This window comes from Marinomonas sp. TI.3.20 (assembly GCF_038155025.1).
Classification (GTDB): Bacteria; Pseudomonadota; Gammaproteobacteria; order Pseudomonadales; family Marinomonadaceae; genus Marinomonas; species Marinomonas flavescens.
In genome coordinates this window covers 1-15,165 of the sequence record NZ_JBAKAS010000035.1, presented here as the reverse complement: position 1 = coordinate 15,165, position 15,165 = coordinate 1, and the positions used below count along the sequence as shown (strand labels likewise).

The 15,165-nt window shown below is 40.0% G+C and carries 14 protein-coding genes and 2 pseudogenes; 8 read left to right on the top strand and 8 right to left on the bottom strand.

From position 1 onward, the window contains the following. Positions 1–445, bottom strand: a pseudogene (locus V6259_RS18990) (transposase); the annotation flags it as partial. A 401-nt stretch (positions 446–846) separates the two neighbouring features. Between V6259_RS18990 and V6259_RS18985 the strand changes: the two are divergent. The 5 genes from V6259_RS18985 to V6259_RS18965 all read left to right on the top strand — a co-directional run bounded on the left by V6259_RS18985 (position 847) and on the right by V6259_RS18965 (position 7,383). Continuing rightward, positions 847–2,052, top strand: a complete 1,206-nt coding sequence (locus V6259_RS18985; RefSeq protein ID WP_341585869.1) for an aromatic ring-hydroxylating oxygenase subunit alpha — start codon at positions 847–849, stop codon at positions 2,050–2,052. A gap of 258 nt (positions 2,053–2,310) precedes the next feature. Beyond that, positions 2,311–3,270: a dihydrodipicolinate synthase family protein gene (locus V6259_RS18980; protein WP_341585868.1), complete on the top strand. Its 960-nt coding sequence runs from the start codon at positions 2,311–2,313 to the stop codon at positions 3,268–3,270. A gap of 3 nt (positions 3,271–3,273) precedes the next feature. Then, positions 3,274–4,791 (top strand): aldehyde dehydrogenase, encoded by a 1,518-nt coding sequence (locus V6259_RS18975; RefSeq protein WP_341585867.1) that lies wholly within the window; start codon positions 3,274–3,276, stop codon positions 4,789–4,791. A gap of 95 nt (positions 4,792–4,886) precedes the next feature. Next, on the top strand, positions 4,887–6,233 hold the full coding sequence (locus V6259_RS18970; RefSeq protein WP_341585866.1) for an NAD(P)/FAD-dependent oxidoreductase: 1,347 nt from the start codon (positions 4,887–4,889) through the stop codon (positions 6,231–6,233). Positions 6,234–6,273: 40 nt separating this feature from the next. Beyond that, positions 6,274–7,383, top strand: coding sequence for a hybrid-cluster NAD(P)-dependent oxidoreductase (locus V6259_RS18965; protein WP_341585865.1), 1,110 nt, complete (start codon positions 6,274–6,276; stop codon positions 7,381–7,383). 142 nt (positions 7,384–7,525) lie between these two features. On the opposite strand, the gene V6259_RS18960 is transcribed toward V6259_RS18965, so the two are convergent. The 6 genes from V6259_RS18960 to proV all read right to left on the bottom strand — a co-directional run bounded on the left by V6259_RS18960 (position 7,526) and on the right by proV (position 12,822). After that, the gene (locus V6259_RS18960) at positions 7,526–8,080 is read right to left on the bottom strand and encodes an isopenicillin N synthase family dioxygenase (RefSeq protein ID WP_341585864.1); all 555 of its coding nucleotides are present in this window, start codon (positions 8,078–8,080) and stop codon (positions 7,526–7,528) included. 49 nt (positions 8,081–8,129) lie between these two features. Beyond that, positions 8,130–8,477: a 2-oxoglutarate and iron-dependent oxygenase domain-containing protein gene (locus tag V6259_RS18955; protein ID WP_341585863.1), complete on the bottom strand. Its 348-nt coding sequence runs from the start codon at positions 8,475–8,477 to the stop codon at positions 8,130–8,132. A gap of 98 nt (positions 8,478–8,575) precedes the next feature. Then, positions 8,576–9,520 (bottom strand): GlxA family transcriptional regulator, encoded by a 945-nt coding sequence (locus tag V6259_RS18950; RefSeq protein WP_341585862.1) that lies wholly within the window; start codon positions 9,518–9,520, stop codon positions 8,576–8,578. 85 nt (positions 9,521–9,605) lie between these two features. After that, a complete protein-coding gene (proX, locus tag V6259_RS18945; protein ID WP_341585861.1) occupies positions 9,606–10,634 on the bottom strand; it encodes a glycine betaine/L-proline ABC transporter substrate-binding protein ProX in 1,029 nt (342 codons plus the stop codon). Positions 10,635–10,679: 45 nt separating this feature from the next. Beyond that, positions 10,680–11,630, bottom strand: coding sequence for a glycine betaine/L-proline ABC transporter permease ProW (gene proW, locus V6259_RS18940; RefSeq protein WP_341585860.1), 951 nt, complete (start codon positions 11,628–11,630; stop codon positions 10,680–10,682). A gap of 25 nt (positions 11,631–11,655) precedes the next feature. Continuing rightward, positions 11,656–12,822: a glycine betaine/L-proline ABC transporter ATP-binding protein ProV gene (gene proV / locus V6259_RS18935; RefSeq protein WP_341585859.1), complete on the bottom strand. Its 1,167-nt coding sequence runs from the start codon at positions 12,820–12,822 to the stop codon at positions 11,656–11,658. A gap of 234 nt (positions 12,823–13,056) precedes the next feature. Here proV and V6259_RS18930 point away from each other — a divergent pair, with 234 nt between their 5' ends. Next, positions 13,057–13,368 (top strand): transposase, encoded by a 312-nt coding sequence (locus tag V6259_RS18930; protein WP_341585858.1) that lies wholly within the window; start codon positions 13,057–13,059, stop codon positions 13,366–13,368. A 116-nt stretch (positions 13,369–13,484) separates the two neighbouring features. Beyond that, entirely contained in the window at positions 13,485–13,628 is a 144-nt protein-coding gene (locus tag V6259_RS18925; RefSeq protein ID WP_341585857.1) for a hypothetical protein, read from the top strand. Positions 13,629–13,631: 3 nt separating this feature from the next. Here the strand turns inward: V6259_RS18925 and V6259_RS18920 are convergent. Then, a protein-coding gene (locus V6259_RS18920; RefSeq protein ID WP_341585856.1) for an IS3 family transposase occupies positions 13,632–14,845 on the bottom strand; the annotation gives its coding sequence in 2 pieces (ribosomal slippage) (positions 13,632–14,536 and positions 14,536–14,845; 1,215 coding nt in all). Positions 14,846–14,878: 33 nt separating this feature from the next. On the opposite strand from V6259_RS18920, the pseudogene V6259_RS18915 reads away from it, so the two are divergent. After that, positions 14,879–15,165: pseudogene (locus V6259_RS18915) on the top strand (DDE-type integrase/transposase/recombinase); the annotation flags it as partial.

Here is a 15,165-nt window from a genome sequence, read left to right as displayed (position 1 = left end):
CCGACCGTTTTATCACGCCAATACCTGTAGCTGCTTCTATGAATATTGAATAACTGACATAGATGATCAACGGGAAAGCCCTCTTGCAGTCGATGAATTAACGCAAACCTTTCAGTTCGTCCGACATTAAGAGAGCGGAAGCCTTTTTTAAAATGTCTTTTTCCATTTCAAGGCGTTTAACTTGCTTTTCTAATTCGCGAATTCGACGCTGTTCATCTGTCATTGGTGTTGCTTTGGGGGATTCACCACGGATCTCTAAGCGGAGCTGCCTTACCCATTTATCCATGGTGGATTTTCCTACTCCCATCGCGTCAGCTGCTTCTGCGACGCTATAATTTTGTTCTATAACAAGCTGCGTCGCTTCTAAACGGAATTCAGGGCTAAAATTAGGTTTTCTTGGTTTAGTCATTTGTTCACCTGTAAAGTTATGAGATGAGTTTATCATCTCTAATCAGGTGGCCAAATTCACTATGCCACTACAGGCACAATGATCATGTCTAATGAATCTGTCACCTGCTAAGTTCGAAGAAAAGTATTTTTTAGAAGTTCCTACTGTCTAGCAAACTCTGGGAAGTCCAAACAACTTTCTTGAATTAGAATGGTGAGAAAATAAACAGAGCCATAATCAGAAGTTGTGATTCACACCAAAAAAAAGTAGCTTTACCGTTTTTTTTCCTGTCCATATACTCTAGAAATGCGAAATCATTTGAGATTCAACAACGCTAAAGCGTGCGCATAAGTCAAAGAGGCATAGACCTCCAATCGGTGAGAACGATAAGAACATTGACGTGCTTAAAAAAACAGCCGTCAATCATTGCCGACATTAGAATATTACGGAGTGAACACATGAGTAGCCAAACAACATTGGAATTAATCAATCTGCGCAAGCCTCGCCATGCCCTAACAAGAGAGCTTTACACCGACGAAGGCGTTTTCCAACAAGATCTTGAGCTGATATGGCACAAAGAGTGGATTTTTGCAGGACACACATTCGAGATCCCAAAATCAGGCGAATACTTTACATTGACGATTGGTCAATACCCTGTTGTGGTCGTTCGAGACGACAAAGGCAACATACAAGCCTTCCATAACGCTTGTAGACATAGAGGCTCACGCATATGCCAAAATTCAAAAGGCAAGAATGCTAAACTGGTATGCCCGTATCACAAATGGACATATGGCCTTGACGGAAAATTGCTATTCGCTGGCAATATGGGAGCCGACTTTGATACATCCAAACATGGACTTACTCCCGTTCACTGTGAAATTGTAAACAGTTATATCTATGTTTGCGTTGCTGAAAATGCACCAGATTTTGAGCCATTCAGAAAAGCAATGTCACCATTTACAACCCCACACAACTTAGACAATTGCAAAGTTGCTTTTGAGTCTAACCTAATTGAAAAAGGCAATTGGAAACTTGTTTTCGAAAACAATCGCGAATGCTACCACTGCGATGGAAATCACCCTGAACTACTTAATTCTTTTGTTGAGAACCTATCCGTTGCTGGTGTTGGTGGTGAGGAAGATCCAGAATTAGCCGAACATTGGAATAAATGCGAAGCAGCAGGACTACCAAGCCGATTGGTAATGGATGAAGATGGTCAATATCGAATGACACGTATCCCACTATCAGACAAAGCTGTTAGCTATACCATGTCAGGTAAACCAGCAGTTAAAGGCCGCCTCGATGAATCCGGTGTTGATGACATTGGTGCCTTGCTTTACTTCTTATACCCTTCTACGTGGAACCACTTTTTAGGTGATCATGCTCTTAGCTTTCGAGTATTACCATTAAGTTCAGGAGAAACGCTAGTTACTACTAAGTGGTTAGTGCCAAAAGATGCAGTTGAAGGAGTCGACTACAATATTGATGATTTAACAAAAGTTTGGCTCGCAACAAATGATCAAGATCGCCAACTTGTTGAAGAGACGTTTAAAGGTGTTCAGTCTCCTGCTTATAAACCAGGTCCATTCTCAGATATTGCAGAGAATGGGGTCTGCCAATTTGTTGACTGGTATTGTGACACTATGAAAAAGCGCCTTAGTTAAATAATAGGCATCCTCTCCTATTTAATCTCTCCCTCATTTTTGGCCATATTTACTATGGCCATTTTTTTGCCTAAAACACAGCCACTACATACGAATAAAATAAGCAACGCTCTTTATATTGATAACCTGCAGTTATTCAAAAAAGAAAAAAAAGGTTGATTGTTGTCTATTAAGTTAAGTGGGTAACATTTAAATCACACAAAAGCAAAACCCTAAAAAAACTCTTTACCAAAAGAATATTCAAAAGTGAGACAGAATATGAAATTTCAAGGAATATATACGCCAGTCATTACACCATTTCGTGATGACGCATCAATTGACTTTGATGCATATGCTGCGCATGTCAATTATCTTGTAGAGTCCGGTGTTCACGGTCTGATGATCGGAGGAACAACTGGCGAATATTACGTAGAAAGCCACGAAGAAAGGCTTCAGCTACTTACTAAAGCAAAAGAAGTAGTGGGGAATAAGGCACAAATCATTTTTGGTACAGGGTCCATTGATCCTAAAGCTTCAATAAAGCTTGCAGAAGGTGGAGCAAAAAATGGTGCAGATGTTTTGCTTGTTGCAACCCCTCCTTATTCACTTCCAACTCAAAGAGAATTGGCATTACATGCGTTAACAATTGATCGCGCAGCCAACCTTCCAATTATGCTCTACAACTACCCTGATCGCATGGGCGTAAACATGGAAGCGGAGTTCTTGGACAGAGTAGGAAAATCTTCAAATTTCTGTGGAATTAAAGAAAGTTCAGGCGATATTAATCGCTTACATATGCTTCTTCGCGATTACCCACATATCCAAACTTCATGTGGCATGGATGACCAAGCACTAGAGTTTTTTGCATGGGGAGCGAAAAGTTGGGTTTGTGCTGGCTCGAACTTCCTACCAAAAGAACACATCGCTCTTTACGAGGCATGTGTCATTGAAAATAACTTTAATAAAGGCCGTAGAATCATGTCCGCAATGATGCCTTTAATGCATGTCCTAGAACAAGGTGGAAAATTCATTCAAAGCGTAAAACACGGTGTTTCATTGGATGGTCGTTTTGCAGGCACTGTTCGCCGCCCACTTCGAGACCTAAATAAAGATGACAAACGCGAACTAGCTCAAGTTATCGGCACTCTCAAAACCTCAATCGCAAACATTCTCTCACAAACTAGCAGCCCAAGTTTATCTGCAGAGAAGACAGATAAGAAAGCAAAGGCAGGAGCGTAAAACATGTCAAACGTACTAACTTTACAAGAATATGAAGCTATTGCATCGTCTCTTACTTTGCCTTCTATGAGCTTCATCGACGGTGCATTTCGTCCAGCATTATCGGGCAAAACTTTTGAGTCAACAAATCCAGCCACTGGTGAACATTTAACAAATATCGCTGCTTGCTCAAAAGATGATGTTGATTTCGCGGTATCTAAAGCTCGCAAAGCTTTTGACGATGGGCGTTGGAGCAAACTGCATCCAAACGAACGAAAAGAAGTTCTTATCAAACTGTCTAAATTAGTAAAAAGAAATCGTCACGAACTGGCTGTTCTTGAAAGCTTGGATTCTGGCAAACCCATTTCTGACTGTGAAAACATAGATATTGAAGAGTTTATTCACATCCTAAATTGGCATGCTGAACTTGTCGACAAAATCTATGACCAAACAGCCCCTGTTGGTTCTGATGCTATCTCCATGATTGTAAGAGAGCCTATTGGCGTTGTTGCTGCCGTCCTACCTTGGAACTTCCCTCTACTCATGTTGGTTTGGAAAATTGCGCCAGCGTTAGCCGCAGGATGCACCATGGTTGTTAAACCTGCAGCTCAAACCTCCTTAACCGCTCTACGCATTGCAGAACTAGCTATGGAAGCGGGACTTCCAAAAGGTGTATTAAACATTGTCACTGGCGGTGGTGCTGATGTAGGTGAACCTTTGGGGTTACATATGGATGTAGACATGGCGACCTTCACAGGATCAACTGCAACAGGCCGACGTTTCCTTCGCTATTCAGCCGATTCAAATATGAAAAAAGTAGTACTTGAGCTTGGCGGAAAAAATCCATGCATCGTTCTCGATGACGCGGAAGATATCGACTATGTCGCACAGCAAGTGTGTTCTGCTGCTTTTTGGAATATGGGAGAAAACTGCTCCGCAGGATCTCGATTAATAGTTCAATCAGGTATTAAAGATGCCCTGCTTGAGCGTATTAAAGCTAATGCTCGAGACTGGAAAGTCGGCAACCCTCTAGATCCACAGAATGCTCTTGGTGCAATGATAGATAAAGGCCATTTCGCTAAAGTGGAAAGCTACCTTAAAAAGGGTAAAGAGTCTGGTTACGATATCATTCTAGGTGGTGAAACAATTGATGGCACTTTCATTCAACCTACTATTTTTGCTGGTGTAAAAAACTCAGATGAGTTAGCGAGAGATGAAATCTTTGGCCCAGTTCTTTCCGTTATCACAGTTAACAGCTACGACGAAGCTATAGCTATTGCTAATGACACTGATTACGGGTTAGCAGCTTCAGTATTCACGTCAAACGCGAAAAAAGCATTAAGAGCAGCGCAAGCAATTAAAGCAGGTACAGTTACTGTTAACTGTTTTGGTGAAGGTGACGTAACCACACCTTTCGGTGGTTACAAACAATCTGGTTTTGGTGGACGAGATAATTCAATCCATGCTCATGACCAATATACAGAGCTAAAAACTATCTGGATTGACTTAAGCGATAGTGCAATTGATGGATCAATTGATTGAATAAAGGTTAGCTGAGCTCGCATAAGAATCGCGCTCTTTTAAACTAAAAACTCGGTTTTTAAGAGCGCATTATTCAGTAGATTTTGGTGCTTATGATGGAAAAAAAGATAATTTCAAGACTCCCTAAAGATCCAGGTCCAGCGGCATGGAATAGTATCATTCAACCAGGACAAAGTTATCCGAAACTAGAAGAAACTATCTTTGCTGATTGGGTTATTGTTGGAGCTGGTTTTACTGGATTAGCGGCGGCAAGAAGACTGACTCAGCTAATTCCAGACGATGAAAAAATTATTATACTTGAAGCTAAACAAGTTGGTGAAGGTCCTGCTGGGCGGAATAGTGGCTTCATGATTGACCTTCCACACGAACTAACCTCTGATACGTATGCAGGTACTCATGACAAAGATTTAAACCAAATTCGCTTAAACAGACATGCGATTGACTTTGCTGCTAAAGCGGCAGAAGAATACCAAATGCATTCCCAAGTTTTTAACAGACCCGGTAAAATTACAGGCGCTTCAACTAGCAAAGGTGTTGAGCATTTAAAAAGTTATAGCCGTCATCTAGATGCGATTGGCGAGAAATTTGAGTTAAAAACAGAAAGTGAAATGCAAGCCATCACAGGAACTCCTTTTTACCTCCAAGGTTTAAAAACCTATGGCGGAGCCATGATTCAACCAGCTGCATTTGTAAGAGCTTGCGCACAAGGGTTAACCCCAAGAGTTTCAATTTATGAAAACAGTCCAGTAATCGAGTTGAATTCAGGCGATGAACATGAAATAAAAACGCCTAATGGTAAGGTAAAAGCAAGAAATATTATCCTTGCTGTGAATGGGCATATTCAGTCTTTTGGATTTTTTCCAAAACGCTTATTGCATGTATTTACCTTTGCATCAATGACTAGGAAGCTTTCAGAAAAAGAATTATATAAATTAGGTGGAATCTCAGACTGGGGGCTCTTACCTGCAGACCCTATGGGAACAACCGTACGAAAAATTTCTGATTACTCAGGTAGCGGAGATCGCATCATAATCCGAAATCTAGCTACTTTAAACCAATCACTGGTTGCAACAAAAGCAGATATGAGAAGAGCGCTAAAAATGCAAGATCAATCATTTATAGATCGCTTTCCTATGTTAAAAGGCGTTGATATGGAATATCGATGGGGAGGAAGGCTTTGCCTTTCATGGAATTCGGTTCCAGCGTTTGGCGAAGTTTCTAAAAGGGTATGGTCGGCATGCTGCCAAAATGGCTTAGGATCAGTAAAAGGTACTTTGTCAGGTATAATGGCCGCAGAACAAGCGGTATTAGGCAAGTCTGATTTACTAACAGAGTTCTTAAACCAAGAAGCCCCCAAGAAGTTACCACCTGAACCATTCTTATCAGTCGGAGCTAACATGACAATGCGTTGGAAGCAATTGCTTGCCGGCAAAGAATTATAATATCCATTTTAATAATTACCTAAAAGTTTAGGAGCTATCAATGAGCGACTTTAATACTTCAGATTTTATGAACCTGATGAAAACACAAACCTGGAGTAATGGCCGTCACTTAGTAAGATGCGCAAAAGTTATTCCCGAAACACATGATGTTACTACATTCACATTCAGCATGAATGAACCTGTCATGTTTTTCTTTAAACCTGGTCAATTCGTTACTCTAGAATTGGATATAGCCGAAGAGCGCATTATGCGCTCATACACTATATCTAGCTCTCCTTCTATTCCTTATAGTTTTTCCATAACTGTCAAACGTGTACCTGGTGGTGTTGTCTCAAATTGGCTACATGACAACCTAAAGAGCGGAGACCAAATTGCAGTACATGGTCCCGTTGGTAACTTTAACTGTATGGACTTTCCCGCAGAGAAAGTCTTACTTTTATCTGGCGGTGTAGGGATTACTCCTGTCATGTCAATGGCTCGTTGGTGGTTTAACACTGACTCCGAAGTTGACATGGTATTTGCGCATAGCGCACGTTCTCCAAAAGATATTATATACGCCAAAGAGTTGGAGTATATGGCAACGCGCATTGATAACTTTAAAATGCACTTAGTCTGCGAAAAAACTAATATTGGTGAATCTTGGGGGGGTTATAGAGGATATATTAATTTACATATGCTTAATCTAATTGCTCCCGATTTTCTAGAGCGCGAAGTATTTTGTTGTGGCCCTACCCCTTATATGAAAGCAGTTAAATCTTTGCTTCAAGAAGCTGGGTTTGACATGTCCCATTATCATGAAGAGTCATTCGGCTCGACACCAACAAAAGATGTTGAACGAGCTGAAAAACACGCTGACCAAGCAGTACTTGAAGAGCAAAAACCCAAAGAAATGGTGCTATTGCGCATTCCAGATCTAGACATAGTGAAAGAAGTTGAAATGGATCTAACGCTAAATGAAGCCGCTGCCGAGGCAGGCGTCAATATTTCAAAAGCATGTGGTCTAGGTATGTGCGGTGCTTGTCGGGTTAAAGTTTTAAATGGAAATTTTGAAATGAACCATAACGGCGGCATTTCCGAAGAGGAAGTGTCAGATGGATACGTACTTTCCTGCTGCACTCGGATCAAAAGCGATATAGAACTTGAAATCTAAACAAGTAACTTGCAATAAAACAATTCTCCCTAAGTTATTTTCCTTTGAACGTTAGGAAAGTGCCATAAAGGCACTTTCCATTTTTTTATGCGCAATTAAATCTCTTAACTAGCTTTTGGGTTTTGCAAGTGTTCATAGCTATCTACGAAGCGACGATATTTGTGTTCACCACAGGTATAAGCTTGGTATTTTCAGGATTCTGCTCAGAAACACACGTTGATACAGGCTCTACAACGGCATCAAAATCCATATCCATGAAAAATGGAAAAGAATATCTTTCCTTACCGCTAGTATTAATAACTCGATGGTAAGTCGAAATATACTTGTCATTTGTATAAGTTTGAACCAAATCTCCAATATTTACGATGAAAGTTCCATCGATCGGAGGAGCACTAATCCAATCACCAGCACGATTTTTAACCTGCAAACCTCCAGCAGAATCTTGAGCAAGAATGGTAAGGAAGCCATAATCTGTATGTTCACCAATACCGATTTCATCACGAGTAATATTACCGCTTTGAGGTGGATAATGAAGTAATCGCTGGATAGATATAGGTTTTTTTTGAAGCTTATAGAAGTAATCTTCTGGCAAGTGAAGACTGAGAGCAATTGCCCCAATCAGCCGGTGCGCCAGCTGTAACATCTCTTGGTGGTATTCTTCCATTCCTTCTTTAAAACCAGATATCGTTTCAGGCATTAAATTCGGACCGAAGAAAGGAGACACATCTTTTTCATTGAGCGCGAAATCAAAACATTCCTTGAATGTCCTTAGTATAACTCGGATCCACATTCTCTCCATACATAGGGATATAACCACGTAACGCTGCGCCACTATTTATAATGTTTATTTTATTCTTCTCTTCTAAAGGGAGGGAGAAAAACTCTTGCGAGTACTTGTTAATTTTTTCCATAAGGTCTTTTTTTATTCCATGATTTTTAATATATAAAAAACCGATTTCCTCACATACAGCGCCTATTTGATCAGCAACTTTTTGAGGATCAGACCTATTAATAAGTGGTTCAATATCAATGATGGGGATCTGTTGAATATCAACAGTCGAGGCCTGTAAATAGCTATGAATATTCGATGTCATACCCTGCTCCTTTGTGTATTTTTTAGGGACAGAGCCATTATTAGCTTTATCAGGAGATTTCGGATATAAGAAATACGAAGAAAATTAGCAATTTTTAGCTATCTTAAAGAAGAGGGATAAATGCCATATCTGTTTTTAAAGCATTGTCCCATATAGCTATGAGATGAAAATCCACAAGCATTTGAGATTTCCGATATTGGTAAATTTGTTTCTTCAATCAGTTTATAAGCATGCTTAAGCCGAATATATAGATATTTTTTATTTGGAGTAATACCTAAGAATTTTTTAAAAATCATTTCAAGACGTCTAACTGAACAACCAATCATTTCACATAAAGACTCTATGCTATATGGCTGTTCAATATTTGACTCCATTAATTCAATTGCAGCACCTAACGCAGGTGACTTAATTCGGAGTGCTAAGTACTTGTTACTCTTATTGATTTCTTCTAAGGTACGCACTCTATCAGCTTGAAATTGAGAGGATATCTGCTGTGTCAATTCTGTTCCAAAACGTAATCCTATTATATACATCATCATATCTAAAGCGGTCGTTCCACCCTTACATGTATATAATCGGTTTGAAACTGTATAAAGGTTATCCAGAACTGTAATTTTAGGGTATAACTCCTGAAAAATGCTTTTCTGTTCATCTGTCACAGTACAAGTACTATGCTTCAACACCCCCGATTTAGCTAATATAAAACAGCCACTAGACAGAGAAGCAATTTCTCCGCCAGAAGAATAATGCTTTCTAAGCAGTTTACTTAATACATCATATTCATAAGTTGGTGCAGATTTATATGCACAGAGACAAATAATATCTGTTTTATCAAAATCGATTATATGCTTATCAGCCATAATTGGCACACCATTAGAGCTAACAACACACTTTTCACTAGGATCTATCGAACCACTAAATATTGAACAATTATATATCTCACTCTCATGGACAAGATTCGCAACACTAAATGCTTCAACCGTCAATGAAAAAGACGTCAAAGCGAAACCAGGCATAAGAATTATTGATACATTTATAGTCAAAAAAAACTCTTTAATAAACCATTATCATTAATATAAAAAAGGGTAAAGCCAGTTTTGGCTTTACCCTTTAAGCTAAAAAGTAATGTTACTCTTTAGCTGCTTTTCGTGCAGCAGCAAGCCAAGAGTCATACTCCTGTTGATGTGCTTTAATCCAATCTCGAGCATGTCGCTTAATATCAGCCAAAGACTTTTCACCGTTTCTCATCTGTAAATTTTCAATACTTTCAGCTTTTGGTGTAATTTGGAACTGAGATAGAAAAGCTACTGCTGCAGGGTTTTTCTTAGCAAAATCTTTATTAACTACAGCCATTACTTCATCTACAGCAAAACCTAGGTTTTTCCCTTGGAAAGTGGTGACGACATCGTTCTTACCGCCAGGCAGATCGGTATAAGGTACAGACAGCCAAGTTGTATCTTCCCCAACTTTAAGAACTCCACCAATCCATTGTGGGCTCCACGTATAAAACAAGACTGGTTTACCCTGCTTATAACGTGTAATAGTATCAGCCATCAAAGCAAAATAAGATCCACGATCCTGAGTTACAGTCTTCTCAAGCCCATAAGCTTTAATCTCATGGTCAATTACCAATTCACAACCCCAGCCTGGGTTACAACCTGTAAGATCAGCTTTTCCATCACCATTAATATCAAATAGTTTAGCAATTTTTGGATCTTTTAAATCTGCAAGTGAGGTAATATGGTATTTATCGGCCGTTTTCTTATCAATTTGATAACCTTGAAGAACGCCTGGCATAACCACACCGACTTTCATTATAGTATCGTCACCACCAGATCTTTGATAAAAAGTGTCGTGCAATTTATTCCACATATGGACAGTGAAATCAGCATCTCCATTACTAAGAGCAAGAAACATTGTTGCATAAGCTGTTTCTTTAGGTTCTTGCACATCATAGCCAAGAGCCTCAAGTCCATCTATAGCAATCTGGCCTCGGAAACGTTCTTCCAATACAGTCGAAAATATAGGAGTTACTTTTACTCCTTCACCTGGTTTCATGTCACTTGCCATAGCTGGAGCACATACCGCCATTGTAGCCGAAGCTAATAATAATGGCTTTGTAATAAACGATTTAATGTGTTGACTAAAGTGGATCATATTGCTTCCTTTTATGTGTCTATCGTTATTGTTGAATCACTTTTTTCATAGAGCTAGTGGTCTTTTTTTGGATGAAGAACAGAAAATACCTCTAACTAGGCCAATAGGACCTGTTTTGTACCAAGCTTTTCCGCTACTTTTACCTGCTTTTTCCCCCATTGCTTGAGTTAAACGGTCAAGAAAAATTGCTAACAACACAAGGCCAAGGCCTCCCACCGTTGCTAGCCCCATATCTAAGCGCCCAATACCACGCAATACCATTTGGCCTAAACCTTCAACAGAGATCATTGATGCAATTACCACCATTGATAGAGACATCATTAAGGTTTGGTTCACACCTGCCATAATTGTTGGCATTGCAAGTGGCAATTGAACTTTCGTTAGCATTTGTTTAGGCGTACAACCAAAAGCTCTGGCTGCTTCAATTTTGTCTTCAGGAATTTGGCGAATACCAAGATTAGTCAGGCGAACTAGTGGTGGAATAGCAAAAATGATAGTGACCAGCACACCTGGAACATTACCAATACCAAATAACATAACTACTGGAACAAGATACACAAAAGCTGGAAGTGTCTGCATAGCATCCAGAATAGGTCGAATTGTTCTTTCTAGGCGATCGTATCTTGCTGAAAGAATTCCCATTGGAATACCAATCACAACACAGAAAAACAAAGACGTTAGCACCAATGACAACGTCACCATTGACTGATGCCAGACACCAATTAAGCCGAGAACAGATAATGTAAATGCACAAAACACTCCCATTTTGGGGCCTGAAACCTGCCACCCAAATAAAGCGGAGAGAATTATCGCGATAGTTGGAGGTATATAATTTAGAATTGCATCAATGAACATTAGAATTTGGTCTATTGGCCACCGAGCTGCTCTAAATATATGCCTAAAATTATGCACTAAATAATTTAATAAATTCTGAACCCAATCCCCCACAGGAATATTTAAAGTCTGGAAAGGGTCTAAAAGACTTACATCGATCATATTTGATTCCTTTTAAGTGATAATTTTAGTTTTGGTTATTAGATAAAGTTTCTAACAATATCTTTTGGGAGATAGTCCCTTGATATTTACCTTGTTTATCAATAACAGGAACTGGGTATGGTGATTGTGCAACGATCGTAATAACGTCTTTTACTGGAGAGTCTGCATCAATTTTAAATTGTGAACCTATCTTTTCTGAAAAAACATCCTGTATTGTTGCCTTAGTGTTTTTATCATTTGGATATACGCCCATATAGTTATTATCCGCATCAACAATATAAGCGTAATCATTCAGATCTTTTTCGAAATTATCAGGAGAGTTTATTAGACATTCAGAACTACTAGCAATATCGCCAGCCTTCTTCATTTTGGCAATATCAACACCTTTGAAAAATGAAGCAACATAGTCATCAGCAGGATTTTCCATGATCTCTTTTGGAGTACCTATCTGAACAATACGACCTCCCTCCATAATAGCAATCCGATCACCAATACGAATTGCCTCATCCAAATCATGAGAAATAAAAACGATTGTTCTCTCTTGCTCTTTTTGAAGGCGAATGAGCTCTCCTTGCATTTCATATCGAATTAGTGGGTCAAGAGCAGAGAAAGCTTCATCCATCAATAATATTGTAGGATCATTTGCGAGAGCTCTAGCAAGGCCAACACGTTGTTGCATACCACCAGACAACTCACTAGGCATACTGTAGGCATAGTCTTTTAAGCCTACCTGTGAAAGCGCATCAAGAGCCCTTTCGTGACGAACCTTTTTCTCAACACCAGATATTTCTAGACCAAACGCAGCATTATCAATTACAGACATATGAGGCATTAAAGCAAAAGACTGAAACACCATACTCATGTTCTTTCTTCTAACATTAAGCAGGTCTTTATCTTGCAAATTCGTAATGTCTTTACCGTTTAATTTTATGGCGCCCGCGCTTGGTTCAATCAGACGATTTAGTAGGCGAACAAGGGTTGACTTACCTGATCCAGACAGTCCCATGATAACGAAAATCTCACCTCGTCTTACAGAGAAGCTGGCATCAAAAACACCAACAGATTGCCCAGTTCTATTAAAGATCTCTTCCTTACTAATGCCCTTGTTAAGCATACTCATCGCTTTGTCAGGTGCTGTTCCAAACACCTTGTAGACATTATTAACCTCAAGAATCTCTTGCGTGTTATTCATATGTTCCTCGTATTTTTCTTGGCAACAAAACTAAGCCGATTTTTATTTTTTATGATTGACAAAAAATGCCTATCTCTAACTTAGAAACTTTACCTAAGTGAGTCCAATCACATATTTTTAGCCTTATTAATAACCTGAGATAATGATTGTTTTTTTTGTATCTGTAGTGGCATAGTGAATTTGGCCACCTGATTAGAGATGATAAACTCATTTCATAACTTTACAGGTGAACAAATGACTAAACCAAGAAAACCTAATTTTAGCCCTGAATTCCGTTTAGAAGCGGCGCAGCTTGTTATAGAACAAAATTATAGCGTCGCAGAAGCAGCTGACGCGATGGGAGTAGGAAAATCCACCATGGATAAATGGGTAAGGCAGCTCCGCTCAGAGATCCGTGGTGAATCCCCCAAAGCAACACCAATGACAGATGAACAGCGTCGAATTCGCGAATTAGAAAAGCAAGTTAAACGCCTTGAAATGGAAAAAGACATTTTAAAAAAGGCTTCTGCTCTCTTGATGTCGGACGAACTGAAAGGTTTGCGTTAATTCATCGACTGCAAGAGGGCTTTCCCGTTGATCATCTATGTCAGTTATTCAATATTCATAGAAGCAGCTACAGGTATTGGCGTGATAAAACGGTCGGTGAAACACCTGCTCGTATTATGCTTAAAGAAAAAGTTCGAGTCGCTTTTGAAGTAAGTGAAGGCGCTGCGGGAGCGAGAACGATTGCTGCTATTGTCACTCAGGGTGGTACAAGCTTAAGTCGGTATGTCGCAAGTAACTTAATGCGCGAACTCGCTTTGTAGTGGTCAAGTAAAACTGGCCACGGTTTTATAGTTTCTCCAGTACAGCTCTTCCGCTTTATTCGGTGGCAGCATTCTATTGTGCTGATGCGGCCTGATTTGGCTGTAGTATCCTACTATGTAATCCGTTACAGCATGTTTAGCTTCTAAAAAAGTCCAGTAACCTAATTCAGGCATCCATTCTGTTTTGAAGCTTCTAAAGAAACGCTCCATCGGGGCATTATCCCAACAGTTTCCACGGCGACTCATACTTTGCTGAATTTGATATCGCCACAGCAAACGACGATATTTTAAACTTGTGTACTGACTTCCTTGATCTGAATGAAACATTAACGCCTTCGGCTTTCCCCTTAACTCATAAGCCATAATAAGAGCCTTACTAATAAGTTCACTATCAGGGCTCAGAGACATCGCCCAGCCAACTGGTTTTCTAGCGTATAAATCCATCACAACGGCTAAATAAGCCCAACGGTTTCCTGTCCAAATATAGGTGATGTCGCCACACCAAACCTTGTTAGGAGAGCCCACGTTAAACTGTCGAGCTAGAAGGTTCGGTGCAACTGAGCTCTCTTGTTTTGCTCGTTTATAGCGATGTTTAGGCTGTTGACAGCTAAGCAAAGCGAGTTCGCGCATTAAGTTACTTGCGACATACCGACTTAAGCTGGTACCACCCTGAGTGACAATGGCTGCGATTGTTCTCGCTCCCGCAGAGCCTTCACTTACTTCAAAAGCGGCTCGAACTTTTTCTTTGAGTATAATACGAGCAGGTGTTTCACCGACCGCTTTATCACGCCAATACCTGTAGCTGCTTCTGTGAATATTGAATAACTGACAGAGATGATCAACGGGAAAGCTCTCTTGCAGTCGATGAATTAACGCAAGCCTTTCAGCTCGTCCGACATCAAGAGAGCAGAAGCCTTTTTTAAAATGTCTTTTTCCATTTCAAGGCGCTTAACTTGCTTTTCTAATTCGCGAATTCGACGCTGTTCATCTGTCATTGGTGTTGCTTTGGGGGATTCACCACGGATCTCTGAGCGGAGTTGTCTCACCCATTTATCCATGGTCGATTTGCCCACTCCCATCGCTTCAGCTGCTTCTGCGACACTATAATTTTGTTCTATAACAAGCTGTGCCGCTTCTAAACGGAATTCAGGGCTAAAATTAGGCTTTCTTGGTTTAGTCATTTGTTCACCTGTAAAGTTATGAGATGAGTTTATCATCTCTAATCAGGTGGCCAAATTCACTATGCCACTTTGCTTAGCTGTCAACAGCCTAAGCATCGCTATAAACCAGCAAAACAAGAGAGTTTAGTTGCGCCGAACCTTCTGGCTCGACAGTTTAACGTGGGCTCTCCTAACAAGGTTTGGTGTGGTGACATCACCTATGTTTGGACAGGAAACCGTTGGGCTTATCTAGCCGTTGTGATGGATTTATACGCAAGAAAACCAGTTGGCTGGGCGTTGTCTCTGAGCCCTGATAGTGAACTTGTTAGTAAGGCTCTTATTATGGCTTATGAGTTAAGGGGGAAGCCGAAGGCGTT

Excerpts from the sequence above, each read along its gene's own strand:
- V6259_RS18985 (WP_341585869.1), top strand. The coding sequence starts at position 847 with ATGAGTAGCCAAACAACATTGGAATTAATCAATCTGCGCAAGCCTCGC.
- V6259_RS18980 (WP_341585868.1), top strand. The coding sequence starts at position 2,311 with ATGAAATTTCAAGGAATATATACGCCAGTCATTACACCATTTCGTGAT.
- V6259_RS18975 (WP_341585867.1), top strand. The coding sequence starts at position 3,274 with ATGTCAAACGTACTAACTTTACAAGAATATGAAGCTATTGCATCGTCT.
- V6259_RS18970 (WP_341585866.1), top strand. The coding sequence starts at position 4,887 with ATGGAAAAAAAGATAATTTCAAGACTCCCTAAAGATCCAGGTCCAGCG.
- V6259_RS18965 (WP_341585865.1), top strand. The coding sequence starts at position 6,274 with ATGAGCGACTTTAATACTTCAGATTTTATGAACCTGATGAAAACACAA.
- V6259_RS18960 (WP_341585864.1), bottom strand. The coding sequence starts at position 8,080 with ATGCCTGAAACGATATCTGGTTTTAAAGAAGGAATGGAAGAATACCAC.
- V6259_RS18955 (WP_341585863.1), bottom strand. The coding sequence starts at position 8,477 with ATGACATCGAATATTCATAGCTATTTACAGGCCTCGACTGTTGATATT.
- proX (WP_341585861.1), bottom strand. The coding sequence starts at position 10,634 with ATGATCCACTTTAGTCAACACATTAAATCGTTTATTACAAAGCCATTA.
- proW (WP_341585860.1), bottom strand. The coding sequence starts at position 11,630 with ATGATCGATGTAAGTCTTTTAGACCCTTTCCAGACTTTAAATATTCCT.
- proV (WP_341585859.1), bottom strand. The coding sequence starts at position 12,822 with ATGAATAACACGCAAGAGATTCTTGAGGTTAATAATGTCTACAAGGTG.
- V6259_RS18930 (WP_341585858.1), top strand. The coding sequence starts at position 13,057 with ATGACTAAACCAAGAAAACCTAATTTTAGCCCTGAATTCCGTTTAGAA.
- V6259_RS18925 (WP_341585857.1), top strand. The coding sequence starts at position 13,485 with ATGCTTAAAGAAAAAGTTCGAGTCGCTTTTGAAGTAAGTGAAGGCGCT.